The 25,685-nt window shown below is 44.9% G+C and carries 20 protein-coding genes and 1 pseudogene; 9 read left to right on the top strand and 12 right to left on the bottom strand.

Going from position 1 to position 25,685, the window contains the following annotated elements:
* Nucleotides 1-34: 34 nt before the first annotated feature.
* The 3 genes and pseudogenes from FM037_RS12630 to FM037_RS12620 all read right to left on the bottom strand — a co-directional run bounded on the left by FM037_RS12630 (nt 35) and on the right by FM037_RS12620 (nt 3,613).
* Nucleotides 35-1,401, bottom strand: a pseudogene (locus FM037_RS12630) (TrkH family potassium uptake protein).
* Complete coding sequence (locus tag FM037_RS12625; RefSeq protein WP_144046296.1) at nt 1,398-2,060, bottom strand: potassium channel family protein; 663 nt, start codon at nt 2,058-2,060, stop codon at nt 1,398-1,400. Before FM037_RS12625 ends, FM037_RS12630 begins: the two are co-directional and overlap by 4 nt.
* Nucleotides 2,061-3,148: 1,088 nt before the next feature.
* Nucleotides 3,149-3,613: a GNAT family N-acetyltransferase gene (locus FM037_RS12620; protein ID WP_144046295.1), complete on the bottom strand. Its 465-nt coding sequence runs from the start codon at nt 3,611-3,613 to the stop codon at nt 3,149-3,151.
* Nucleotides 3,614-4,082: 469 nt separating this feature from the next.
* On the opposite strand from FM037_RS12620, the gene FM037_RS12615 reads away from it, so the two are divergent.
* Nucleotides 4,083-4,346: a hypothetical protein gene (locus FM037_RS12615; protein ID WP_185976943.1), complete on the top strand. Its 264-nt coding sequence runs from the start codon at nt 4,083-4,085 to the stop codon at nt 4,344-4,346.
* A gap of 169 nt (nt 4,347-4,515) precedes the next feature.
* Here FM037_RS12615 and FM037_RS12610 read toward each other — a convergent pair whose 3' ends face one another.
* Nucleotides 4,516-4,833 carry a heavy metal-binding domain-containing protein gene (locus tag FM037_RS12610; RefSeq protein ID WP_144046294.1) on the bottom strand — a complete coding sequence of 106 codons (318 nt, stop codon included), beginning with the start codon at nt 4,831-4,833 and terminating at the stop codon, nt 4,516-4,518.
* Nucleotides 4,834-5,434: 601 nt separating this feature from the next.
* On the opposite strand from FM037_RS12610, the gene FM037_RS12605 reads away from it, so the two are divergent.
* Entirely contained in the window at nt 5,435-6,748 is a 1,314-nt protein-coding gene (locus tag FM037_RS12605) for a hypothetical protein (protein ID WP_144046293.1), read from the top strand.
* A gap of 115 nt (nt 6,749-6,863) precedes the next feature.
* Here the strand turns inward: FM037_RS12605 and FM037_RS12600 are convergent, their stop codons facing one another.
* The gene (locus FM037_RS12600) at nt 6,864-7,487 is read right to left on the bottom strand and encodes an FMN-binding negative transcriptional regulator (RefSeq protein WP_144046292.1); all 624 of its coding nucleotides are present in this window, start codon (nt 7,485-7,487) and stop codon (nt 6,864-6,866) included.
* A gap of 267 nt (nt 7,488-7,754) precedes the next feature.
* On the opposite strand from FM037_RS12600, the gene FM037_RS12595 reads away from it, so the two are divergent.
* A complete protein-coding gene (locus FM037_RS12595) occupies nt 7,755-9,848 on the top strand; it encodes a glycoside hydrolase family 97 protein (RefSeq protein WP_227993050.1) in 2,094 nt (697 codons plus the stop codon).
* 94 nt (nt 9,849-9,942) lie between these two features.
* Here FM037_RS12595 and FM037_RS12590 read toward each other — a convergent pair whose 3' ends face one another.
* Entirely contained in the window at nt 9,943-10,338 is a 396-nt protein-coding gene (locus FM037_RS12590; RefSeq protein WP_144046290.1) for a VOC family protein, read from the bottom strand.
* Nucleotides 10,339-10,593: 255 nt separating this feature from the next.
* On the opposite strand from FM037_RS12590, the gene FM037_RS12585 reads away from it, so the two are divergent.
* Nucleotides 10,594-11,487 (top strand): DMT family transporter, encoded by an 894-nt coding sequence (locus FM037_RS12585; RefSeq protein WP_144046289.1) that lies wholly within the window; start codon nt 10,594-10,596, stop codon nt 11,485-11,487.
* Nucleotides 11,488-11,578: 91 nt separating this feature from the next.
* On the opposite strand, the gene FM037_RS12580 is transcribed toward FM037_RS12585, so the two are convergent.
* Nucleotides 11,579-11,956, bottom strand: coding sequence for a DUF4442 domain-containing protein (locus FM037_RS12580; protein ID WP_229381172.1), 378 nt, complete (start codon nt 11,954-11,956; stop codon nt 11,579-11,581).
* Nucleotides 11,957-12,247: 291 nt separating this feature from the next.
* Between FM037_RS12580 and FM037_RS12575 the strand changes: the two genes are divergently transcribed.
* Nucleotides 12,248-13,003, top strand: a complete 756-nt coding sequence (locus tag FM037_RS12575) for a substrate-binding periplasmic protein (RefSeq protein ID WP_144046288.1) — start codon at nt 12,248-12,250, stop codon at nt 13,001-13,003.
* Nucleotides 13,004-13,007: 4 nt separating this feature from the next.
* On the top strand, nt 13,008-14,501 hold the full coding sequence (locus tag FM037_RS12570) for a methyl-accepting chemotaxis protein (RefSeq protein ID WP_185977019.1): 1,494 nt from the start codon (nt 13,008-13,010) through the stop codon (nt 14,499-14,501).
* A 124-nt stretch (nt 14,502-14,625) separates the two neighbouring features.
* On the opposite strand, the gene FM037_RS12565 is transcribed toward FM037_RS12570, so the two are convergent.
* On the bottom strand, nt 14,626-14,994 hold the full coding sequence (locus FM037_RS12565; protein WP_144046286.1) for a hypothetical protein: 369 nt from the start codon (nt 14,992-14,994) through the stop codon (nt 14,626-14,628).
* Between the two features lie 199 nt (nt 14,995-15,193).
* Between FM037_RS12565 and FM037_RS12560 the strand changes: the two genes are divergently transcribed.
* Both FM037_RS12560 and FM037_RS12555 read left to right on the top strand, forming a co-directional pair.
* On the top strand, nt 15,194-16,780 hold the full coding sequence (locus tag FM037_RS12560) for an MFS transporter (RefSeq protein WP_144046285.1): 1,587 nt from the start codon (nt 15,194-15,196) through the stop codon (nt 16,778-16,780).
* 53 nt (nt 16,781-16,833) lie between these two features.
* Complete coding sequence (locus FM037_RS12555; protein ID WP_229381233.1) at nt 16,834-19,338, top strand: glucan 1,4-alpha-glucosidase; 2,505 nt, start codon at nt 16,834-16,836, stop codon at nt 19,336-19,338.
* Between the two features lie 108 nt (nt 19,339-19,446).
* Here FM037_RS12555 and FM037_RS12550 read toward each other — a convergent pair whose 3' ends face one another.
* The 4 genes from FM037_RS12550 to FM037_RS12535 all read right to left on the bottom strand — a co-directional run bounded on the left by FM037_RS12550 (nt 19,447) and on the right by FM037_RS12535 (nt 23,080).
* On the bottom strand, nt 19,447-20,406 hold the full coding sequence (locus tag FM037_RS12550) for a transporter (RefSeq protein WP_229381171.1): 960 nt from the start codon (nt 20,404-20,406) through the stop codon (nt 19,447-19,449).
* A gap of 178 nt (nt 20,407-20,584) precedes the next feature.
* The gene (locus tag FM037_RS12545) at nt 20,585-21,169 is read right to left on the bottom strand and encodes a GreA/GreB family elongation factor (protein WP_144046283.1); all 585 of its coding nucleotides are present in this window, start codon (nt 21,167-21,169) and stop codon (nt 20,585-20,587) included.
* 269 nt (nt 21,170-21,438) lie between these two features.
* On the bottom strand, nt 21,439-21,807 hold the full coding sequence (locus FM037_RS12540) for a hypothetical protein (RefSeq protein WP_144048928.1): 369 nt from the start codon (nt 21,805-21,807) through the stop codon (nt 21,439-21,441).
* Nucleotides 21,808-21,937: 130 nt separating this feature from the next.
* Nucleotides 21,938-23,080: a ribosomal protein uL16 3-hydroxylase gene (locus tag FM037_RS12535; protein ID WP_144046282.1), complete on the bottom strand. Its 1,143-nt coding sequence runs from the start codon at nt 23,078-23,080 to the stop codon at nt 21,938-21,940.
* Between the two features lie 364 nt (nt 23,081-23,444).
* Between FM037_RS12535 and fusA the strand changes: the two genes are divergently transcribed.
* Nucleotides 23,445-25,538 (top strand): elongation factor G, encoded by a 2,094-nt coding sequence (fusA, locus tag FM037_RS12530; RefSeq protein WP_144046281.1) that lies wholly within the window; start codon nt 23,445-23,447, stop codon nt 25,536-25,538.
* The last annotated feature ends 147 nt before the right edge of the window (nt 25,539-25,685 follow it).

Here is a 25,685-nt window from a genome sequence, read left to right as displayed (position 1 = left end):
ACCTATTGATAATAATTCCTATCGCTATCAAACATCATCCGGCGAATACGTTATCTTCCGGATATTTCAGCAAGGTAGGATTGGGTCTTGCCAGCATGTAGGCCAGTGTCAATGGGCCAATACGACCTATGACCATCACCACTATCATGATGTACTTGCCAGGTTCCGATAAGTTACCCGTTAAGCCCGCTGTCAACCCCACGGTGGAAAATGCCGAAATAGTCTCGAACATGATCTGTTCGAAAGGTGCATTTTCAGTGAGCATAAGGCTGAACATGGCCAGTGACAATATGATGCCGCTGACCACTATGATGGCCAGACATTTAGTCACCGTTTTCGATGGCACGGTACGTTTAAAAATGGATACATGAGGGCGCTGTCTTAGGAAAGACCAAGTTGCCACAGCCACAACCACAAATGTAGATACCTTAATCCCTCCCCCGTCGATGTGGAGCCCGCGCCAATCAACATAAGGATGATCATGATAAAAAAAGCGCCCTGGCTGAACAATGCGATATCCACACTGTTAAAACCTGCGGTTCGCGCCGTGACGGATTGAAAGAAGGCCACCAACCATTGTTGCCCCAGATTGTATTGCCCTAATGTATTCGGATTATTATGCTCCAGTAGCCAGAACATCAAGGTACCGAACAAGATCAGACATGGTGTGGCAAGCAGCATGATCTTAGTGTGCAACTGAAAATAGCGAAAACCACTTGCACCATTGCGCCTGAGATCTGAGATAACCGTAAAGCCCAAACCTCCAAAGATGATCAGACTAGCAATGGTGAAAGTGATCAAGGGATCTGTGGCGTAGGAACTCAAGCTATTTGAAAACAGTGAAAAACCGGCATTATTGAATGCCGATATCGCATGAAAAAGAGCGGTAAACATGCCAGTCTGCCAGCCCATTTCCGGCACCCAACGTATGGCCAGAAAGATAAAACCTAACAATTCGGCAATCAGTGAAAAGACGACGATGTGCTTCACTAATCGTCTTATATTAATAGACTTATCCTGGCCAAGCGCCTCCTTAGTTAATGCTTGTTGGCGCAAGCTCAGACGCTGACCAAACATATAAAGCAATACTGCAGAGAGTGTCATCTGGCCTAAGCCACCTATCTGCATCAAGAACATCAATAATATTTTACCACTCGCTCTGAAGTGTGTGCCGGTATCGACCACACCTAATCCGGTCACACTGATCGCCGACGTCGCCGTAAACAATGCATCGGTAAAGCTTAGCCCGGTGACAGAGAATACCGGCAGGGTCAGTAATACCGCGGAAGGAAATAAAATAGCAAAAAAACTGCACAAGATGATCTTAGGCTCAGACCATTTTACACCGGATTTTTCAGCTTTGATTGGAAAGAAAGTATTCCTGTGAGCGATAAACTTCATAGTCGTCTTAACACTTCTATTAATTTATCCTTCTGCCCGGTCACGATCAACATGTCATGTTTATCAAAAGTGGCCTCGGGTGACGGGTACTTATCGACTTCTACGCCTCTTTTCAATGCCAATAAATTGATATCACTACGCTTAGAGCAAGGATGATCCATAAGTTTACTGCCTAAATACTTATCAGAGACAGCAACCTCAGCTAAAGCAATGTCGCAGCCTAAATCGATGAACTCAAAAATATGCTGATCTAGCATGTGATGGGCAATTCTGACTCCCATATCACGCTCAGGCTGAATGACTTTATCCGCCCCTATCTTGTCCAAAATCTTCGCATGAAACTTATCTTTGGCTTTTACCCAAACCGTTTTCACTCCAGCCTCTTTTAACACGAGTGTGGTTAATATACTGGCGTTGACGTCCTCACCTATCGCTACCATGGCGAGATCGTAATCATCGAGTTTCAACTCAGAAATAGTGTCTTCATCTGAGCAATCTGCAACTATGGCTTCAGTCGCAAATTCGGCCGCCTTGCGTACATTTTTTTCATCTATGTCTATAGCGAGTACCTGTGCCCCCTCTTGACTCAACTCATGACAAAGAGCCATACCAAATCGACCTAAACCAATGATAACAATATATTTATTTTCAGGAGCCATATGTATTCTCTGAGTGTTTTTGCCAAAAAATGGCGTACATTAATTTAAACTAATAAGCCTATAACTTAATTATCGAGAAGGATATTGCTCCCTATATTTCCATTTGTCTAGCCAAACAAACTGGCAAATAACTAAGATTCATCCAATGCCTGTGGCTAATTCAGTGATGGTGAGGATTTGTTCATTACTGATACAAAAAGCACTGTAAAAATCACATAAACTTCTATCAGATCCAAACGTCTACTCCCATACCGACGAAGTACAGGTTCTCTTGAAATGAAAAAGGTTGAGGTGTAATAGGTAAGGATAAAGCAACAAGGGAGAGGCTTAGAAACTGCTACCTATATCATCTCACTTTGACCATGTTTGATTAAACACAGTTTCAGCTAGCAGAGAGTCACAGTAAAAATATAAAAATAAATAAACTCTCTGAGTAATGTGTTTTTTATCGGAGCATTAACCCAATGGGCATAAAAATAGGCTTGGATTATTTGAATATAGATTGTAGGCTAGTTCATACTCCCCACTCTCACTCATTGAAGTACGAATAAAAGTCAAAGCATCACACTATTCGATAAGGTCAATCCGATATTGCCTAAAGGCTTTTACTGTAAACTTTTGATTCATTTCATGTTCAAAACCCTCAATAAACTAATCTTTATTTGGGGCATGAGCCCTGGTTAATAAATCGGCACAATAATACTCACGTCTAATTTAATCGATAACACATTGAACTAAATATTATTGCCCTTTATCTGTCTGAGAAAAGTTTTCCCTAATAAAAAATTTCATTCCTCCTCCCTGAGATGCTCAATAATATTACTGAAGTAATTAACTAAAAATTCAAATCGTCATCCGATATAATTTAAAGTCAATTGACTTAGACTATTCTCTTCTTGAACAAACTGCCATTGAAAGTAGACTTATTAATAAAATACTTAAAATACATATTGTTTATTTTAAGTAATATGTATTACCAGCAGAGTTAATAAATATCCATATCGTTAGATTTACGGTTAACAAAGTACGCTTGCTTTACAGCGGTTCACTACCACCTAGACCTAGTAAATCCTTAATTTAGAAGATGATTAACTAACCTTCTCCATCAGGTAATTGGTTAACTTTTCTCCGCGAACATTGACCTTTTGTTCTGCCACGATTTGAAAACCAAATGATTCGAAGAATGGTTTAGCAGTCATACTCACATGCGCATATAGTTTACTCAAACCTCTGCTGGTGGATTCATCAAAAATATACTGCATAAGTGCTGAGCCAACTCCTTTCCCTTGATATTCATGATGACAATAAAAATGGTCAATCAAACCATCACTTTGTAAGTCTGAATATCCAGCCAGCTTACCATCGACTATAGCTAAAAAGGGGTTGTTTTTTGTCAATACAGAACACCAATCAGAACGTTTTATCTCTTTTGATGCCCACGCTTCAACTTGAGATTTGGAATAATCTTTGATATTGACGAAATGAATGGTGTTATAAAATAGCTCCCACAGCTCATGACAATCTTCTTCCTGATAATCTCTAATGCGTAACATAGACTTCCTATTGCGAGTTAGCGCTTAGATACAGGCACCAACTCATTTTTGTCTGTGCGACGTGAAGTCGTATGAAGCGCTGTTCACCGCTTTTGAGTGAACCATCTGTATCACCAGATGACCCTATGGCTCTGAATAAAGTAGCGAGCCAGACAATGTAACGAAATTTGGTTTTATACCGAATGGGAACAGAATCGTGAGAGGACGTTCTTCCTGATAACCACAAGTCGGGTAAGTGCTAGGGAGTCAGTATGATGAACATATGTGAATCCATGTAAGGTGCGTTATATGAGAAGCAGCGGAAGTGGTTTATACGCTGTGGCCAAAATGGCAACGAGAGTAGGAAAGAGATTGGGCAATGCTCTTTCGTGGTTGTAAAGCTCTCCGCACTAGAGTGGGCATCTAACCTGACATTGCGCGACATACGGAACACGGTAAGCCTGTATCACTCCCATTGGGAAAGTTATCTGTGAAGATAGCCGATAGTGGTGCAGGTAAAGGAGGCTGGAGAAAGCCAAAGCTGCATTGTAATGATGCAGATACAGACCTTGTGTCTGGCACAAAAGTGAGCCCACTTCCAGCTGGTCTCCCGTTGCAAGAAAGTTTGAAGAACTTTGTTGATGGAGAAACGCAAATGATGACTTCAAATGAAGTTAGTGCCTCTCCTTGCTTGCTCAATGACAATCCTTCGATAGGAAAGTCACAGAGCAGAAAGTATCAAAGCTTCAAGTGAGTATTGCAAAGGTAACCCCTGTGGTTACCGGGTAACATAGTACGCCTTAGTGGAGGCTTGAGCCGTATGCAGTGAAAGTTGCACGTACGGTTCTTAGGAGAGCGGCACCTGGTAACAGGTGCCGCTTATCCGACCAGACTCAGTTGCTGGAACGAACACCGTTTACCTGTTAGCCTCTTAATTTGACCGCTGTGCCAAATACCATTATTTCAGACGAGCCATCCATGATTGAGCTGGTAGTAAAGCGAATACCTATTACAGCGTCCGCACCTTTTTCATGAGCGCTTGCAGCTAAGCGTTGAATAGCAACATCTCTGGCGTCTGTCAGCATTTCCGTATATCCACGGATCTCACCGCCCACGATACTTTTTAAACCTGCCATAATGTCACGTCCAATATGTTTCGATTGAACAACATTGCCTGTAACGATACCGACTATTTCAGTAATGTCTTTACCGGGAATCGTTTCAGTGGTTGAGTAGATCATTTAACTTCCTTGAAAATAAAACACCGTTATGAAGGTGCGTGTAATTAACTATTGATACCATAGTCTTTGGTTATATTGCTATTACTGAAGATAGTAATGTCATTTCTATTTACCCAAATAAAGAGCAAAAACTTTAATCAATAGCATATCATATCTCATACTCAACACTTCAAAAAACAGTTAATGCGGCGGTTTATTCTACATTTAGTTTTTGTAAATAACAGTAATCTATTACTGCTAATCGTTCAGTAATATTGACTATAGCATAGAGACTCAAACGCAAGCTCGCCAGTGTATTCATGCTCGATATTTCCAAAGAGTTTCCCTAGCACGTTTATCTGATCAAACCAGTAAAACTGCACATCTGAACGTATTGTTATCGCAACATTGTAGATACATTAAAAACAGTGACGCATCACCTAAATAGGTGTTAAAAATTGCACTGGGCTCATTCTATGATCCCTTATTTACTTAATATGGAAATTCAATCTATAAACAGTTCACTTGTGACTGCGTAGTGTCCATAAAAATAAAAACTGAATCATGAATTATTGGTTAAATAACCATCGAAAGACCTCTTGTATACGTAAGGATATTAATAATGAATAAATTTATGCAATTTTTGTCGAAGACAAAATTCCATTTGTACTTAATAGCAGTACTCAACACTGTCTCTTTTCAAGCCATGAGCACTAACTACACCAATGAAGATATAAACGATGAGTTAGGGGCTGAATTATCTTTTTCCGAAGTACATGCCGAACTGGATAATAGCAATATATCCATGTCATTTAGCAATGATTATAGTTCATTACCTGATTTTTTTGTTAGGGTGGAAGTCAATGATAATTATCAAATGTCTTGTGAAAAGCAAAGGTGTTTTTACTCTAGGGCAAGTGTTAATAACAATGAAAAAACAGTCCATAGAAAAACCAATATACCTCTATCCTTTGGTGATAAAGTTACATTTACGATGAGAACCGGCGGCAAGAATGGTAAAATTGTAGATAAAAAAGAAGTAATAGTTACCCCTTATTTTTCTAAGGTTGAAGCACGATTAGAAAACAATACCATTTCCATGTCATTTAGCGATACTTACAGTTCGTTCTCTGATTTTTTTGTGAGAGTGGAAGTGAATGGCAATTATCAAATGTCTTGTGAGCAGCAAACATGCTATTACTCTTGGCCAAGTGTTAAAAACAATGAGAAAGAAGTCCATAGAGTAACCAGTGAACCGCTGTCTTTTGGTGATAGAGTCACATTTACGATGAGAACTGGTGGCTCAAATGGTAAAATTGTAGATAGAAAAGAAGTGGTAGTTAACCCATATTTTTCTGAGGTTGAAGCACAATTAGAAAACAATACCATTTCCATGTCTTTTAGCGATACTTACAGTTCGTTCTCAGGCTTTTTTGTTAGAGCGGAGGTTAACGGCAATTATCAAATGTCTTGTGAACAGCAAACATGCTATTACTCTTGGCCAAGTATTAATAACAATGAAAAAGAAGTCCACAGAGTTACCAGCGAACCACTATCCTTCGGTGACAAAGTCACATTTACGATGAGAACTGGTGGCTCAAATGGTGAAATTGTAGATAAAAAAGAAGTCATAGTTAACCCTCATTTTTCTGAGGTAAAAGCGCTATTAAAAACCAATACTATCTCCATGTCATTTAGCGATACTTACAGTTCGTTCGCTGATTTTTTTGTTAGAGTGGAAGTGAATGGCAATTATCAAATGTCTTGTGACCAGCACACATGCTATTACTCTAGATCAAGTGTTACTAACAATGAAAAAGAAGTCCACAGAGTTACCAGCGAACCGCTATCCATCGGTGATAAAGTCACATTTATGATGAGGAGTGGTGACCGAAATGGTGAAATGATTGCGATTAAAGAAGTGGTAGTGAATTAACCTGAACTAGATAGACTAAAACTCACCATCTAACGAAGGTGGGTTTTAGTCCACAGGCTATTAAAATAATCACTTTCTGTAGGCTCTGACATGTATGAGGGGCGATTACTACGCTCTAAACCTTTCCTAAACCCATCCCCAATGCTGCCATATATCGAGCTAATTGCTGGGCATCATTGTGATCACTTTCTGATAATGCTTTGAACACGCCTTGTTGGTCGTCAATTTTTCTGTGTTGACCTAGTTTAAACTTACCCTGTATCTCTGATATTTCAATCGATAGACCAACGATGGCGCCACTGAGTTTGTCGATAACTTCAGGGCTCATGATATCGTGTTTGTCGAGTAAGTCAGGTTCATACTTTGCGCTCATATTTTTGACTAATTGAGCAGTATCTTGCTTGCTTGAAATCTTAACCATGCCCTTTACATGCACAGCGCTGTAGTTCCAGGTTGGCACTGCAGGGTAATTTGCATACCAACTCGGTGATATATAACTGTGGGGACCGCTAAATACGACCAATACTTCCCGTTCGGCTAAATCCTTCCATTGTGGATTTGCCTTGGCAAAGTGACAGAGTAAACGCCCTTTATTGCCATGACCTCTATCCAGCATAAACGGCAGATGACTGGCCTCCAGCCCCTCAATATTTGACACGATCACACCAAAACTAAATTGCTCGATGAGATCGAATACTTGTTGCTGATTGTCCATTTTCATTGGTGGCGGGATATACATGACCTTTCTTATTGATCCATATTATCGTTTTAAATAATTAACCTAGACCACTCTTTTATCATAATGCCCACACAGTATAAATAGCTTTAGGCTCAAAGTTCCCTTGGCTTATATCCAGCTGAATACGTATGCAGTTTATTGAACCAAATGTCGCTTCCCCACTAGTATGTGAGCTCAATATCTCAGCGTTAAACATCTCAGCTAGAACAATTAAAACAAAGCACAGGGGAGCCTATGAGACCTAAGATGAACAAAAAAAATAAAAGAATGATAGTTCAAGATAAGTCATATGCCTTAGCGGGGATATACGCGCTGGTAATTGCTGGTATTTCCACTATTGCCAGTACAACTGCTACGGCCCAGACCGTCTCGCTTGCCTCTCCCGACAAGCAGATAATGATAGAGCTCAGTGACGATAATCAAGGCCCCGAGTATCGGGTCAAATTTCACGGCCAAGCTGTCATCAATGACTCAAGGCTAGGCCTGGAGTTTCAGTCTATCGGCGAGTTTGGCCAAGGTTTTAAGATAGAAACTATCGAGCAAACGAGTCATGATGAACGCTGGCAACAGCCTTGGGGAGAACGGGAATGGATCCGCGATCACCATAACCGATTAAAAGTAAAACTAAGCAATGATAAGTACCACTTCTACCTCGAGTTTAAAGCCTTCGATGACGGCATAGGTTTTCGCTATAGCGTGCCTAAGCAAGCAGACTTGAATACGCTAAACATCACCAATGAGCTCACCGAATTTAGCATTCCCGATGCGGATAAAAGCCTAAGTTGGTGGATCCCGGCTCGTGGCTGGAACCGCTATGAATACCTTTATACCCAGAGTCCGGTGCAAGATATCGACAGAGTCCATACCCCCTACACGTTTAAGTTAAACTCAGGCGTGCATATGAGCATTCATGAGGCGGCGCTTACCGATTATGCGGCGATGACACTGGATCAGCGACGTGGCGGGACATTAAGGGCCGATCTCACGCCTTGGTCTGATGGCATCAAGGTCAAAACCCATGCAGGCTTCTCAACCCCTTGGCGCACGATTCAAATAGCGAATCAAGCCACAGGCCTGCTCAATTCCGATCTCATCCTTAACCTTAACGAACCAAATATACTCGGCGATGTCAGCTGGGTTGATCCTGGTAAGTATATTGGGATCTGGTGGGGCATGCATCTTAACGAGAATACCTGGGGCTCAGGAGACAAACACGGCGCGACCACCAGCGAGACTAAACGTTACATGGATTTTGCCGCCGATAATGGATTCGACGGCGTGTTAGTCGAAGGCTGGAATATCGGCTGGGACGGCAGTTGGTTCCATAACGGCGATGTGTTTAGCTTTACTCAAGCCTATGCAGATTTCGATCTTGCTGCTGTGTCCCAATATGCCATAGACAAAGGCGTACGTCTGATTGGTCATCATGAGACTTCAGGCTCGGTGACTAACTATCGCAAGCAGATGAGTGATGCTTACGACATGTATCAAAAATACGGCGTCACTCAAATAAAAACGGGTTATGTGGCCGATGGCGGCGACATCAAACGCATCGACGAACAAGGGATCATCCGCCACGAGTGGCATGATAGCCAGTTTATGGTCAATGAGTATCTGCACAGCGTTAAAGAAGCCGCTAAACGTCATATCAGCATCAATACCCATGAGCCTATCAAGGATACAGGTCTGCGCCGCACTTATCCCAACTGGATATCCCGTGAAGGTGCACGCGGTCAGGAGTTTAACGCCTGGGGGACGCCGCCTAATAACCCCGCGCACACCACTACCCTCGCCTATACCCGCATGCTTGCTGGCCCAATGGATTTCACTCCCGGGATCTTTGACTTAGCCCCCGAAGGACTAGATGCGGTTAATCGCGTGCAGACAACGTTGACTAAACAGCTGGCCTTGTATGTGGTGCTGTATAGTCCGATTCAGATGGCCGCCGATCTGCCGCGTAATTATGACAAGCACCCGGATGCATTTAAGTTCATTCGTGATGTGCCTACGGACTGGCATAAGAGTATCGCGCTAAAGGGTGAAGTCGGTGAATTTGTGGTGTTTGCCAGACAAGAGAGAGTCGACACTAAACAAGCCAATGCCGACTGGTTCCTTGGGGCAATAACCGATGATAAAGCGAGACAACTCGAAGTTGAGCTGGATTTCTTACAGCAAGGAAAATACTATCAGGCGCAAATTTACCGGGATGGTAACAAGGCTAACTGGCAGCACAATCCCTATGATTACGTTATTGAGACTAAGACTGTCACCAATAAAGACAAGTTAATCCTCAACCTCGCCAGCAGTGGCGGTACAGCCATACGTTTTAAACTGCTGCCCAATAAGAAAAGCAAAAAATAAAGCCCTTGTGACCTAACACTCTTAAATAAAGCATGGGCCCGAGATCCATTCAGGATATGGGGTCCATGCTTCACGACTTTGTGACCAATACTCTTTAGTCAGTGAGCTGGAGTAGATCCCACAAGTTACCGTACAGATCTTCAAATACGGCAACAGTGCCGTAATCTTCAACCTTAGGAGGCCTAATGAAATTGATGCCGTCTGCAAGCATGCGCTCATAATCACGCCAAAAATCATCGGTATTGAGGAACAAGAACACTCTTCCTCCCGCTTGATCACCAATAAAACGCGCTTGTTCGGCTTTAGATGCCCGAGCCAATAACAAACTCACTCCAGTGGATCCTGGTGGCGATACCAGGACCCAACGTTTATCTTGCTCCGCTTGATAAGTGTCTTCGATGAGTTCGAATTTCAGCTTGTTTACATAAAAATCGATGGCTTCATCATAATCTCTGACCACCAATGCTATGTGTACGATCGATTGTTTCATATTCATTGTCCTAATACTGGTGTCGCACATTTTTGTTTCATCTGTGAAGTCCAAAACTCTGATTTTGGACTCTAATTTTCAATTCTGATTTTAACGCGTTAACTCTCATTTGAACTATGACTCTAGTGTTAGCATTGGAGATGATAACCAAGCCTATCGTTTAATAATACCAATCGGTATAACATGCCTTGATAAAAGGTTTGTTAAGCAAATTTTTCGGACTCATAATGCCTGAAATATAGATAAGGATGCTCGATGCAATCTCAAACTGGATATATTGTACTGGCTTTAATGTCGGCAGTCTTGATGGGCACTATCGGCATATTGGCTAAATATGCCGCGCTTCCGGCTGAGCAAATCACCTTCTTCCGTCTACTTTTGGGATCACTGTTCTTAATTGCCTACATGCTTGTCTCTGGTAAGAAAGCTCAAATACTGCATAAACCCAGTAAACGCCATATGATCAATGGTGCCATGCTGGCAGGTTTTATGTCTTTCTACGTCGAAGCCATCGACTACACCAGTATGGCTAATGTCATCATGGTGATCTATCTCGCTCCCCTGCTCACAGCCATCATCGCTCACTTAGTCTTAGGTGAAAAACTCAAACTGCTCAATATCGTCGCCATTGGCATCGCTCTCCTTGGGTTTACCTTGATGAGCCCGAGTGCGAGCAGCAATACGCTAGCCAACTCAGATGAGGCTAGAGGCTTGTTCTTCTCAATTTTAGCCCTATTCACCTACAGCGGCTTCATGTTGATCAATCGTAAACCCAGCAAGGCCACAGCCTATCAGAGCACCTTGATTCAGCTTTCGGTGGGCGCATTATGCCTCTTACCTTTGGTCATGACCCAAGATATCGCGCTCAGTGGCGAGCAGCTTGGCTACTTACTGGCTATCGGATTCCTGCCGGGATTCTTGGCGATTCTGTTTGCGGTAAAAGCGCTGCAGCACCTGCCGGCGGTCACCTTCGGCACCTTAGCCTATCTCGAACCTGTGGCCGTGGTCAGTCTGGCATGGTGGCTATTTTCTGAGAGCTTAACGCCGATTCAACTCCTAGGTTGCAGCTTGATCATAACGGCAGGAATGGCACAAGGCCTGTTGTCACAAGGTATTCAGTCGCGGACACGGCCTGAACCTGCACAGTGAAAATAAGCCTGTCACGCCTTGAGCGGCTTTCTCTTCACATAGAGAGTCTTGTTTACTCTGGCTATCACATCACCCATTTCATCTTTTATCTCTAAGGTGAATGTAGGGAAATACTTGTCTCCCCTTGGGTGTGATGCTTGATCTCCTCTAAATCATTATCTGAAATGCTGATAACACAGTTAACTTTCTTCTTTGTCGCCTTCAAAAACTCGATATCGGCCGCCTTGTCCCAGATAAAGTAATCCCTGCCGAGCAGCTGCATCAATAGCAACATCAGATGTGGGTCGACCATGGAATAGAGACTGCCGCCAAAGTGCGTATTCACGGCGTTGCGATTGTACCAGCGCACCGACATAGCAACATGAAGTTCCCGCCAATCTTGGCTCAAGTGGGTGATCTTTATCCCAGCTCCTATGTAAGGTGGATAGAGATTCAGAAATCGCTTCATAGACTTGGGGCTGAGTTTCATTTTGCTCCTATTGACTCCGTTCGAGAGATAACTTTCTGCTTAAACCTGAAGCTAGAGTATTTAATCTAGTGAAGATTTTCAACCAGGCTTAGCTGAGCCTATTGGCAAGAAGACACCTATGAAGATCGCCTCAAGGCGGATTCAGCATTAAACCTGTGTATCACTCGGTTCAGTTAACGCCTTGAATCCATATTCATAAGCCACTTTCTATCAGCAAAACACCTCTGTTCGATAAAGCAGCATTCATTGACTAGACTTCTTAGTACGCTCAGTTCTTAGTACTTTGGAAATATGATGAATAAGTTCACCCCTATTATTATCCTGTCTCTGGCCAGCTTTCTGGCCAACAGCGCGACCATTACGATTCGCAGCGATGAATGGTTTCCCATGAATGCCGCTCCGGGAGCAACACCCGCCGGTTACATGATTGACTTTGCAAATGAGATATTCGGCGCCGCTGGCCATCAAATTGAATATAAGACCATGCCCTGGGAGCGGGCCGTCAATCAGGTACGTGACGGTAAGTTCGACTGTGTCATAGGGGCTTATACCGACGACGCGCCGGATTTTATCTTTCCGAAAGAATCCTGGGGCACAGATGTTTCCTCTTTTTATGTCAAAGCAGATGACAACTGGCGCTTCAATGGCGATGACTCGTTAAAAGGTAAGAAGATAGGCATTATTTCCGGTTACTCCTACGGTGACAAAATGGATGCCTTGATTAAGGCAAATCCAAGTACATATAAAGCGGCAACAGGTAACGATGCACTCGAAAAAAACTTCAAGAAGCTCAATGCCGGCAGACTCGATATTGTTATCGAGTCTCAAGCTGTAGGCGCAGCCAAAGTCAGCGAGATGGGTCTATCGGCTAACATAGTGTCTGGTGGTGAAGATGGTAACCCTACCCCGCTATTTATCGCCTGCTCACCCAGCAAAGCTAGCAGTCAGGAGTATATCGATATCGTCGAGAAGGGAACAAAACAGCTGAGAGAATCCGGCAAGTTACAGCAGATTTTATCCGTTTATGGGCTCATTGACTGGAAATAACCCTATGAAGATCATTAACTCTATCGCATTCAGATTGATTGTCGCGACCCTGATTGCGGTTAGTTTCTTAATCACTGTAATGAGTACCATCAGTTATTACAGCCAAAAAACCTTACTCCAAGATAGGCAACAGCAGCAGCTCCAGCATGCCATTTCACGACTCGAATTGAACCTTCCCACGGCGGTGTGGAATTTTGAGCAGGAACGCATCGTTAATATTCTCAAGTCAGAGCAGGCATCTGAACATATCGCGGTCATCGAATTTATCAACGATAAAGACGAGATCAGCGCCACCGTCGGTGACAACAAGACTCGGCAAAAAATGAGTATTCCTTTGGTCTTCATCGAAGATGGCGAGTCCAACTCACTGGGTCAATTAGCCATATATATAGACAATAACAGCATACGGTCTGTACTCGGTGACTTACTCATTACCTCGGTTATCGAAGCCCTGTCACTGGGATTATTGATAATTCTAATTACCTATACATTATATAAGACGCTGATCGCAAAACCCTTACTCAAACTCACATTGGCACTGGAGAATATGGACCGAGGACAGAGCGATCTCACTCATCGTCTCCATGTCGGCAATAAAGATGAGTTTGCACGGGTCAGCCAAGGATTCAACCGATTCGTCGAGATGATCCAAGCCATCGTCAGTGCATTTCAAGAGTCAATAGCCAAAACCAGCGTCCAGGCAATGCAGGCTAATGAAGATGCCAGAGAGAGTATCCAGCTCATCGCGGCTCAGCAACAAGAAACCGATCAAATGGCTACAGCCATCACACAGATGTCATCCTCTGCGGGAGAAGTCGCCAGCCGGGTCAATCAAACAGCAGAGTCGGCGGAGCAAGCACGTAAAGATACCCAAGCCGTGGCATTGATCTTACAAGAGACAGTCGCGTCCATCGAACAGCTGGCGCTGCAACTCAAAAACTCTGAGCATGCTATCAACTCATTGGATGAGAATGTCCAAGGAATAGTCTCTGTGATGGACGTGATCAATGGCGTCGCCGAGCAAACTAATTTACTCGCGCTCAACGCCGCTATCGAAGCCGCCAGAGCCGGAGAGCATGGTAGAGGTTTTGCCGTCGTCGCCGATGAGGTACGCGGCCTGGCTCAGCGCACACAGGCCAGCACCTTAGAGATTAAAGAGAAAATTGATGGTCTCAGAAAGAGCACAAATACTGCGGTTGAGTCTACACTGGCTTCCTTCGAGTTAAGCGCCACAGCCGTGGACAATGCTAAGCGATCCGAAGCCTCAATCACCGGCATTCTCGATGCCACTAGCTCAATCAGCTCTATGTCTGAACAGATTGCTGTCGCCGTTAACGAGCAATCTCATGTGGCCGAAGAGCTGAGTAAGAATGTTAATCAGATAGTATCCCTGGGCTACGACAATACAGAATCCCTCAACAAGGTATCCGACACCATTCAGGCACTTCTTTCACTATCGAAAGATTTAGATGAACTGGCTAAACAATTTATCACCTAATGGTGGCTTTGTTATTCATTGCAATGCGTTACGGTATTGATTAGCACCCCACAGATACGTTTAGATACCAGCATGCTCAGCATCGCCAAGACACACACTCAACTAAACGTCTCGTTAAGACAGGTTATTGTGAACCTGCCTTAACGCCATAGGCCGTTGCACTCACTGAGATACATTGCACCGAATAACCAAACTCAACCCATAATTTATCGTCAATAGAGATATCAGCCAGGAGTTCTGTTCCCTCAATCTTGGATCTAGCATCTTCGATCGCCCTATGGGTCGAAGCAGATTCATCATAAGGGATAAGATACAAAATGGCAGTTTGACAACTTTTTCCTTCAACCTTGCCAAGCTTAACCAAAGCGGCACCTGTCTCCCTGTTAGCCTCTGCGCCATCATAAGTCTGAGTGACAAATGAACCATGGTTAGCTGAGTTACATCCGGTCAAGAGTACCAATATAGTCAATATAAGAAAGTTAAATAATTTCAATGATTAGTCCCTGCAGAAAACACCTCCAGGTTAACCTACCCCTGACTTAGTGTTAATAAACATGATGAATACGTATGCATTTCATTGTATCAAATTCGTGCCCGAGGGTACTATGCCAATGTGTTTAATTTCAAATCATGCTTGTGACATTTGAATAATCGACATAAAAAATAATAACAATATTAAGGTAAACGATAGTATGTCTGAGCCCGTACACCCTAGCCATCAGGCCACTCATGGCCGCCGTAAACCAGAGCTCAGCTTCTGGCAGATTTTCAACATGTGTTTCGGTTTTCTGGGGATCCAATTTGGCTTCGCATTGCAAAATGCCAATGTCAGCCGAATTTTTCAGACGCTGGGAGCCTCAATCGATGAGATCCCCATTCTCTGGATAGCCGCGCCGCTCACCGGCCTCCTAGTTCAACCTATTATCGGCTATATGAGTGATAACACTTGGGGAAAACTGGGACGACGTCGACCTTACTTTCTCATCGGCGCCATCTTAACCACCTTAGCTATCTTTATCATGCCTAATTCCCCTACTCTATGGATTGCCGCTGGCATGCTGTGGATCATGGACGCTTCGATCAATATCGCCATGGAACCCTTCAGGGCGTTTGTCGGCGATAATTTGCCCCAACGCCAGCGTCCCCTCGGCTATGCCATGCAAAGCTTCTTTATCGGTATTGGTGCCGTTATCGCCTCGGCTCTGCCCTACATACTGACTAACTATTTTGACGTGGCCAATACCGCGCCGGCGGGTGAGATAGCCGACTCGGTGCGTTATGCCTTCTATTTTGGTGGGGCCGTACTCTTGTTAGCCGTGGGCTGGACTGTCATTTCGACGAAAGAGTATTCACCCGAAGAGCTGGCCGCATTTGAGCGCCTGGAACAATCCGCAACCAGCCTAGAGTCAAATCTAAAACCTGAAGACAAGAGGAGCGAGCAAGCCTACCGCTCATCTTCCTTCATCTGGACCGCCCTGGGCGCCTTGTTCACTCTGATAATCTGGGGTCAGGATCTGGATAAACAGCTCTATATCTTAAGCTTAGGCATCTTGTCCTTCGGACCCCTGCAATTTTACTGCGCCCATAGGCTCAGGCAAATCAGCAAGAGTCACCAGGGACAGAGCCAGACTCGCGATAAACAGGGCCTGGTATTTTGTGTCATCGACGATATGTTTCACATGCCCAAAGCCATGCGCCAACTGGCTGTGGTGCAGTTTTTTTCCTGGTTTGCCCTATTTTCGATGTGGATATACACCACCGCGGCGGTCACAGATCATCACTATGGTACCCAAAACGTATTATCCAAGGCTTATAACGACGGCGCGGACTGGGTGGGCATGCTCTTCGCCTCCTACAATGGTTTCGCCGCCCTGGCCGCCTTGGTTATTCCTCTGCTTGCCATGGCTGTGGGCCTTAAACTGACCCATATGATCAACTTGTTCTGTGGTGGCATAGGCCTGATAAGTTTCTTTTTCATCACAGATCCCGGCCTGCTCTGGCTACCCATGATCGGGGTTGGCATAGCCTGGGCGTCAATTTTATCGATTCCCTACGCCCTATTGGCGAACGCCTTACCTGCACAAAAAATGGGGGTTTATATGGGAATATTTAACTTCTTTATAGTTATCCCTCAACTGCTGGCTGCCAGCGTGCTGGGGTTAATTATCAAACAGGGGTTCGATGGCAAGCCCATCTTTGCCCTCATCACAGGCGGCATACTCATGATGATTGCCGGCGTCAGCGTGCTGTTTGTCAAAGTGCCGACTCAAACCCGATGACATAGATCATGTCGAAAAATAAAACCAATAAATTCAACTTGGGGATGACTAATATGTTCCATGGATACTTGCCTTCACCCGTGACTAAGTCGCTAGTGACTCTGGCCATCATTGCCGCTCTCGGTGCCTGCTCACCGACAACCGAAAAGCCTGTGATAAACGCACAATCTAGCTCGAACACATTTTCCCCCGGCGCCCCGGGGATTGACCCCACATGGGCATTTGCCGGTAAGACAGGCATAGGCACCTCTTATGCGCCCTACTCAAATGCTAACAATGAGTCGGAGTCACACAGCAAGGTCTGGTTCTCTATCGCCCAAGGCGTGCTAACCGAGACCATGTATGGCCTGATCCATAACGCCCAGCTTAAAGAGCTACAGTTTATCGTCACGGGAAATGGCTTCGTCGATACCGAGAAGCAAGATACGATCAGCACAATTGACTATCTTCACAAAGATGAGTTAGGTCGCCCGCTGTCACTGGCTTACAAGGTCATCAACACAGATAAGGATGGCAAGTATCGAATAGAGAAGCATATCTTTACCGATCCGCTTCACGCCAGCCTGATGATGCGAGTGACTTTTACCGCCTTCGAGGAGGGTATCACCCCTTATCTTTACGTGAATCCTCACATGGATAATAGCGGCGCCAACGACATAGCCGATGTGGTAAGCCAAGACGGGGATCTGGCTCTGATTGCTTACACCAATGAAGCAGAACCCAGTGTGATGACGGTGAAATCCGATCTGCCCTTCATCAAAGCCAGTGCAGGTTTCGTCGGGGTATCCGATGGTCTCACCGACATTAAACAAGATGGCGAAATGAACTGGCAGTACAGATCGACATCGGATCCACAAGACCAGACCATAGGCAATGTCGCCCTCACGGCGCAATTGCCAGGACTCGAGAAGAGCACCGATAAAGAGATGAAGAGTCTCAGCTTTAATTTAGTGCTGGGATTCGGTAATGACCCAGCCCAGAGCATGGCCAACGCCGATGCGACGTTAACGCGAGGCTATAACCAAGTATTAGCCGACTATAACGGCGAAGGCGAAGCCATAGGTTGGCAAGACTACCTCGCTTCGTTAACCGCCCTGCCTGCGATGTCCGGCAATACTACAGATGAAGGCAAACTCTTATATGCCAGCGCGCTGGTACTTAAGGCTCAGGAAGATAAGACACATACCGGCGCCCTTATCGCCTCCTTGTCTAATCCTTGGGGTGACACGGTATCGGCTAAAGTGGGTAGCACAGGCTATAAAGCCGTATGGCCGCGGGACTTTTATCAATGCGCCATGGCCTTTCTCGCCATGGGAGACACTCAAACGCCCAAGGTGGCATTCGAATACTTAGAGAAGGTACAAGTCACCAAGCATACCCCGGGCTATACCGGCACTCCCGGCTGGTTCTTGCAAAAGACCCATGTGGATGGCGAAATAGAATGGGTTGGCGTGCAGCTGGATCAAACTGCCATGCCCATCATGCTCGGCTGGAAACTCTGGCAAGCTCAAATATTTTCCGACGCTGAAATTACGCATTGGTACCAGCGAATGCTCAAACCCGCGGCCGAATTTCTCGTCACCGGTGGTGAGGTAAACCTTGACTGGAATCACACTCACATTACGCCGCTAAAAACGCAGCAGGAGCGCTGGGAAGAGCAACAAGGCTATTCACCATCGACTGCTGCCGCAGTTATCTCGGGCCTGGTGGCCGCCAGCGATATCGCACGGGTTGCAGGAGATCTCAAAGGCGCACAACGTTATCTCGATACGGCAAAAGCCATGAAGCAAGGACTCGCAGAACGAGTCATCACCACTAAAGGCTTGCTTAGCGCCGATGGAGTAGCCATGACTCTCGCTGACGAGCAGCAAACTCCTCCCTATTACCTGCGTCTCTCGCCTCAGGGTAAGCCCAATGAAGCAAGGACACTCGGTGATAACAATGGCAGAGCGGGCTTAGATCAACGCCTCATCTTAGACGGTGGTTTCCTCGAGTTGGTCCGTTACGGTGTCGTCCCGGCAGATGATGCTGTGATTAGGCAGACGTTGGCCCTGATGGACAATACCCAACTGGATGATAACCTTAGGGTCAAATACACCTTCACCGCCAAAGATGGCAGTCTGTTTCCTGGGTTCCGGCGCTATGGCAACGATGGTTATGGTGAAGATACCGAGACCGGAGCGAGTTATGCAGAGAAAGGTACAAACACTCCCCACCAAAGGGGCCGGGTATGGCCCTTCTTCACCGGTGAGCGTGGGCACTATGAGCTGGCACTTGCCATCGACAATGACGCGTTAACCGAGAAGCGCCATAGGGAGCTGGTCGATACTTATGTTCAGGGAATGGAGAGTTTTGCCAACCAAGGGCTGATGCTGCCGGAGCAGGTGTGGGACAGCGTAGGCGACCCTAGCCGATATCACTATCGACATGGCCAAGGAACCAACTCGGCCACCCCGCTCGCCTGGACCCATGCAGAATACATCAAGCTGGTACGTTCCTTAACAGATAAACGCGTTTGGGATCATTACCCTGTGGTAGATGATAAGTTGAAAAATTAGAAGTTCCATCTCGAGTCTCAATAAAAATGCCGGCATCTTAGCCGGCATTCTTGTAATGATCTCTGTTGGTATTTATCAGGCATCAAGTAATACCGATTGGTATAGGCCTTAAAAATTGTACAGCCAAAATGCACCAAATGAATCGAAATCATTGCCTACTCGAGTCAGTACCCCTTTGCTGTAATTTAGCTTGATACTGTGATGCCTACTCAGAGGAATGGAGTAAGTTAACCCAAATCGAGAGTTCTCCTGGTAATCATTGGACTCAATATCTCCTTTGGTGGTCTCACCACCAAAAAAGTAATTCGAGTTAAAAGAGATCCAGTGCCCTGGGCCAATGGAGTAAATGAGGTGGCCCTGAAAAGTGTATTGAGGCTCTTGGGTTAAACCCACTTCATTGTAATACTCATCGTTGTCAGCATATATTCTCGCGGAGGCGATAAGGTTGTAATACCAGCGACCCAGTTTTTGAGACATGCCTATTCCCGGACGAAAAATCCACCGATTGGTACCTGCATTAAGCAATCGCTTTTCATCATAGCTACCTATGGGCGCGGTCACTTGCAAGCTGGTACCGATCACGACACCTTGATCCCAAGATGCAAACTCTTTAGGTGATAAGGCCGGCGCGCCGAAAAAGTTCCAAGTGAGCCTGATACTTGGATCGGTATAACCACATTGGTCTGCTGTGATGGTTTCTCCCGCTAACATGGCGCTGCCATCGAAGCAGACTCGTGATACCCCCATATCTATTTTAGCGGATCGTCCCCCCAGAGAGAAAGAATGGGCATATCCGATAGCGGCGGCATCGATATTAAGCTGTACATTTTCGACAGGTGCACCAGGAGAGGGTGAAACTTCCCCCTGAGAATGTGCGTACCCCAGCACCATAAAATTCATCCCAATGGGAATATTAGTGTAACTTCTGGGTTCGAGATCTTGGGCCTGGGCACCAGTGACGCACTGAGCCAAGCACGCAGCTAACAATACACCTCTGGCTCCCCAAAAGGAAAAAGAGCGGGTGTGGGCTAGATTTGAGAAAATATGCTCAGGAGCAATAAATGACATCGATTGGCTATCCGGCAGAAAAATGGTTGATGACGGCACAGCATTGAAACCGAGCCGCAACATATCCGATACAAACCAAACTAACCATTATGGCCGATAAATCAAGTAGAATTAGAAAAAGACTAACAAATTCAGTAATAAAAGACAGGGGTTAACGAGCATTAATCTCCAGGATGTTTTACTCCACCCCTGTGATTTCATAAACCTTAGGCTGAGCGCCTATATTGAGCCGCACGGTATCATCAAGATACCTGCCCATGAGTGACTGCCCAAGGGGAGATGATGGAGTGATGACGATGATCATCCGCTGCCCTTTGTCTGAATTTTTATGACACCCGGCCGCTAAATCAATCTCTGTGTGTTTGTTAATCTTCAGGTCAATATTCTTGTCAGTTTCGAGGTCAATTTTCATACCCGGTGCGCCGGGGCCGATAAAATAGGTGTTCTCTACTCCTAGCTCGTCTTCGAGGGTCACCAAGGCAGATAAGTCTATACCTGAATCATCTAAGAAGCAGGCTAAGTTCAACGACCTATAGGCCAATAACTCGATTTCACATTCTGCGACTCGTTGAGCCTGCCCATGGGCCAAGTATGAGGCTTCGAGGCCAAAAGTCTCATACTTACTCTTGGCCACAGTTTCACTGTGTGTGGCGGTCTCGTGGGCCTGTTTCGCCGCAGACATAGCTGCCTGCTTGGCAAGCTCAAGCCCAGAAATGATCCTATCGACGATTAACCGCTTATCAAATTTGGTGTTATTCACCATTATTAAATGATCCTATCAACGATTAAGCGTTTATCAAATTTGGTATTATTCGCCATTATTAAATGATCCTATCAACGATTAAGCGTTTATCAAATTTGGTATTATTCGCCATTAATAAATGATCCTATCGACGATTAAGCGTTTATCAAATTTGGTATTATTCGCCATTAATAAATGATCCTATCAACGATTAAGCGTTTATCAAATTTGGTATTATTCGCCATTAATAAATGATCCTATCGACGATTAAGCGTTTATCAAGTTTGGTATTATTCGCCATTAATAATACCGATCAGACGCTTGATGAATCGCTTAACGGCAGCTTCATCTTCAAATTTAAATGCCAAACCATAATGAATACCGTTGAGGCTCTTCTGTACTCGCTTTGGGAAACGCGTCATCTCATTGTTATGAAAATAACCCTGTTTATGTTTTACCCCCTCGAGCCCACTGAGATCCGCCAGAAACACCTCATAAGCGGGTCTGATCACCAGTTGACAGTCACTGGCCGAGCCGTGCAGGTACACGGGTTCCTTGAGCTGAGGCAACATATACTCGGTGATCTTCTTGATGGTGAAGTTAGTACGGCACTCCAATGAGCTTAAAACTGACATGATTACGCTGTGTTCAATCGCCAAAGTTGGCTCTCCTTCGATGAGATAATACGACATCGTCTCTCTAATCAAACCAAAAGACGATGTAAAACAATATAAATACTCTAACAAAAATGGAGCCTTATGGCTCCATTTTATGACGAGTTTTAAAAGGTTAATCTTCTTCGAAATACCAGAAACCGGCATTGATCCACATGGTGAGCATGTCGATGAAGCCATCATCTTTAATCCAAGGTTCTAGCATCACAGGCGTAAGGACTTGATGATCGCAGAGCATGGGAATTATGCTCATCAACCTAGGCGACATAGATATTTTCTCGCCGTTGAGATAGAAGATCCCCTGCTCGACTGAATGTTCAAAATAGAGACAGCGTAGCCCCCCAAGACGAGTTAGCCCTTGATTGCCGAGAAGCTCAACAATATCAGCGGGCTGAAATCCTAATTCTTCTTCAACAAGGTCCAATTCACACTTAGATTGAGTCAGATAACGGCCGGAAAATTCACTAATAAGTTGATCATCCAGAGTATCGAGTAATTGCGCCTTGATACGGGCCAGATCTGCATCACTTATCTTGCCGCTTTGCCTGGCAAGGGGACGACCCGGATCGGCTATCTGCTCACAGCCTAAATCATTATCGATCAGATGATCCGCGAGCGCGCTCACCATATCTTTAGCTGATGCGGTGCGATATCCCACAGAGAAGCTCATGGACGCTTCCAGTGTCACCCCGTCGTGAGGAAAACCTGGTGGCAGATATAAGATATCACCGGGCAATAACTCGACATCAATAATGGGCTCAAAGGCTTCCGTGTGCAGCAGTGCTGGATGTGCGGCAAACTCTTTATGTGGTCCTCTATCTCCCACCCGCCAACGACGACGGCCAGAGCCCTGGCAGATAAACACATCATAGAGATCAATATGTGGACCAACACCGCCACCAGGTGTGGCATAACTCACCATGACATCATCGAAACGCCAGCGGGGAATAAAATCAAAACACTGAATAAGCCGCTCTGCATCTGGTAGCCAATGGTTTAGTGCCTGAACGACCAGAGTCCAGTCTGACTCTCCTAAATCTTCATAAGAATCAAAAGGGCCGAACTCGGCCTGCCATTGTCCTAGCTCTTTATAGATACGGCGAGACTCGACCAGTTCATCACAGGCAAGACCCGCCATCTCTTCGGGCGTGAGTAAGTCTTCAAAATTTCTGAATCCTTGTCGAATAACCAGAGGTTTCTTCTGCCAATAATCTCTAAGGAAGGTTTCCGGTGTAAGTTCACCTAAGTGCAGATGCATAGTAATAAAGCCATTAAAAATTTGCGCGATACTAGCAACAAATATCCCTATAAACGCTCGATAAGATCATAAAAAAGGAGGCTTTAAGCAGACAATTGCGACTAACAGATGAAATAGTACTGAACTAAGCTCACATTTAGTAAAAATGATATAAGTATAAATAGGGTTTAACAATTCTAGTCTGACAGTCACATAACTCAGTCATATCAGGCAATACAGGCAATAACCTCTTAGTTAGAATGCGTATTTTATTGGCTTATCTAATCGAAAGTAGCGGATTTTAATAAAAATCTATAAAGATATTCTCAAAGTGTTGATATACTTCCCCCGAATTTTAGAACGTAACTCCAATTAGAGTAGAAAAATGACTGATTTATCAAAGTACAGAAACATTGGTATCTTCGCTCACGTTGACGCGGGTAAGACCACCACAACTGAGCGTATCCTAAAGCTTACCGGTAAAATCCATAAGATCGGTGAAGTTCATGATGGCGAATCAACAACTGATTTCATGGAACAGGAAGCTGAGCGTGGTATTACCATTCAGTCTGCTGCTGTAAGTTGTTTTTGGAACGATCACCGTTTTAACGTTATCGACACCCCTGGCCACGTTGACTTCACAGTAGAAGTTTATCGTTCTCTTAAGGTCCTTGATGGCGGTATCGGCGTATTCTGTGGTTCTGGTGGTGTTGAGCCTCAGTCAGAAACTAACTGGCGTTATGCGAACGAATCAGAAGTTGCACGTATCATCTTCGTCAACAAGTTAGACCGTATGGGTGCTGACTTCCTACGTGTTGTTAAGCAGACTAAAGATGTTCTGGGTGCTAACCCGATCGTCATGGTACTTCCTATCGGTATCGAAGATGAGTTCTCTGGTCTGGTTGACCTGCTGACTCGTAAGGCTTGGATATGGGACGAAACCGGACAAGCTGAAAACTATAAGATTGAAGATGTTCCAGCTGACATGGTTGACCTTGTAGAAGAGTACCGTGAAATGCTAATCGAAACTGCCCTAGAGCAGGATGACGATTTGCTAGAAGCCTACATGGAAGGCGAAGAGATTTCTATCGAAGATATTAAGCGTTGTATCCGTACTGGTACTCGTAAAATAGATTTCTTCCCAACATACTGTGGCTCAGCATTTAAGAACAAGGGCATGCAGCTTCTGCTTGACGCCGTTGTTGATTACTTACCAGCGCCACAAGAAGTTGATCCACAGCCGCTTACCGACGAAGAAGGCGAGCCAAATGGTGAATTCGCTATCGTATCTGCCGATGAGCCATTTAAAGCGCTTGCATTCAAGATCATGGATGACCGTTTCGGTGCCCTGACCTTCGTACGAATCTACTCGGGTCGTCTTAATAAAGGTGACACCATACTGAACTCGTTCACAGGTAAAACTGAGCGTGTTGGCCGTATGGTTGAGATGCAAGCCGATGAGCGTAACGAATTATCTTCAGCACAAGCTGGTGACATCATTGCTATCGTGGGTATGAAGAACGTGCAAACTGGTCACACATTATGTGATCCTAAGCACCCTTGTACACTAGAAGCCATGGTATTCCCAGAGCCAGTTATCTCAATCTCTGTTAAACCGAAAGACAAAGGTGGCAGTGAGAAGATGGGTGTCGCTATCGGTAAGATGATTGCTGAAGATCCAACTTTCCGCGTTGAAACTGACGAAGATTCAGGCGAAACCATCCTTAGAGGCATGGGCGAACTTCACCTAGACATTAAAGTTGATATTCTTAAGCGTACTTACGGCGTTGAGCTAATCGTTGGTGAGCCACAAGTGGCATACCGTGAGACTATCACTCAGATGGTTGAAGATAGCTACACCCATAAGAAGCAGTCTGGTGGTTCTGGTCAGTTCGGTAAGATCGACTACGTTATCCGTCCAGGCGAAGCCAACACTGGCTTAACATTTACCTCTAAAGTTGTTGGTGGTAACGTTCCTAAGGAATTCTGGCCTGCTGTTGAGAAAGGTTTCGCATCTCTAATGGGTACTGGTACTGTTGCTGGTTTCCCTGTGCTTGACGTTGAGTTTGAACTTCGTGATGGTGCTTTCCATGCAGTTGACTCGTCAGCTATCGCATTCGAAATCGCTGCTAAAGGCGCATTCCGTCAGTCAATTCCAAAGGCAGATCCTAAGCTTCTTGAGCCAATCATGGCCGTTGACGTGTTCACTCCAGATGACCACGTTGGTGATGTTATTGGTGACCTTAACCGTCGCCGCGGCATGATCAAAGATCAAATGGCGGGTGTTACTGGCGTTCGTATCAAGGCTGACGTAGCGTTATCTGAAATGTTTGGTTACATCAGTACACTACGTACTATGACATCGGGCCGTGGTCAGTTCTCTATGGAGTTCTCTCACTACAGTCAGTGTCCAAACAGTGTTTCTGAAAAAGTTATCGCTGATGTTAAAGAAAGAAAAGCAGCTGAAGCTAAGAAGTAATATTACTTTTTAAGCACGCTTTCTAAACACGTAAAAGCCCGCGACTCAAATCGCGGGCTTTTGTGTTTAGAACACTTATGTGCATTTGGATTGGGATCATACCAATCGGTATAAATGGACCTTGTTTTCTGTATCATATTAGGCGTA

Source organism: Shewanella psychropiezotolerans, assembly GCF_007197555.1.
GTDB classification, from domain to species: Bacteria; Pseudomonadota; Gammaproteobacteria; order Enterobacterales; family Shewanellaceae; genus Shewanella; species Shewanella psychropiezotolerans.
The sequence above is the reverse complement of the archived record's forward strand: the minus strand, read 5'-3'. Positions and strand labels throughout refer to the sequence as shown.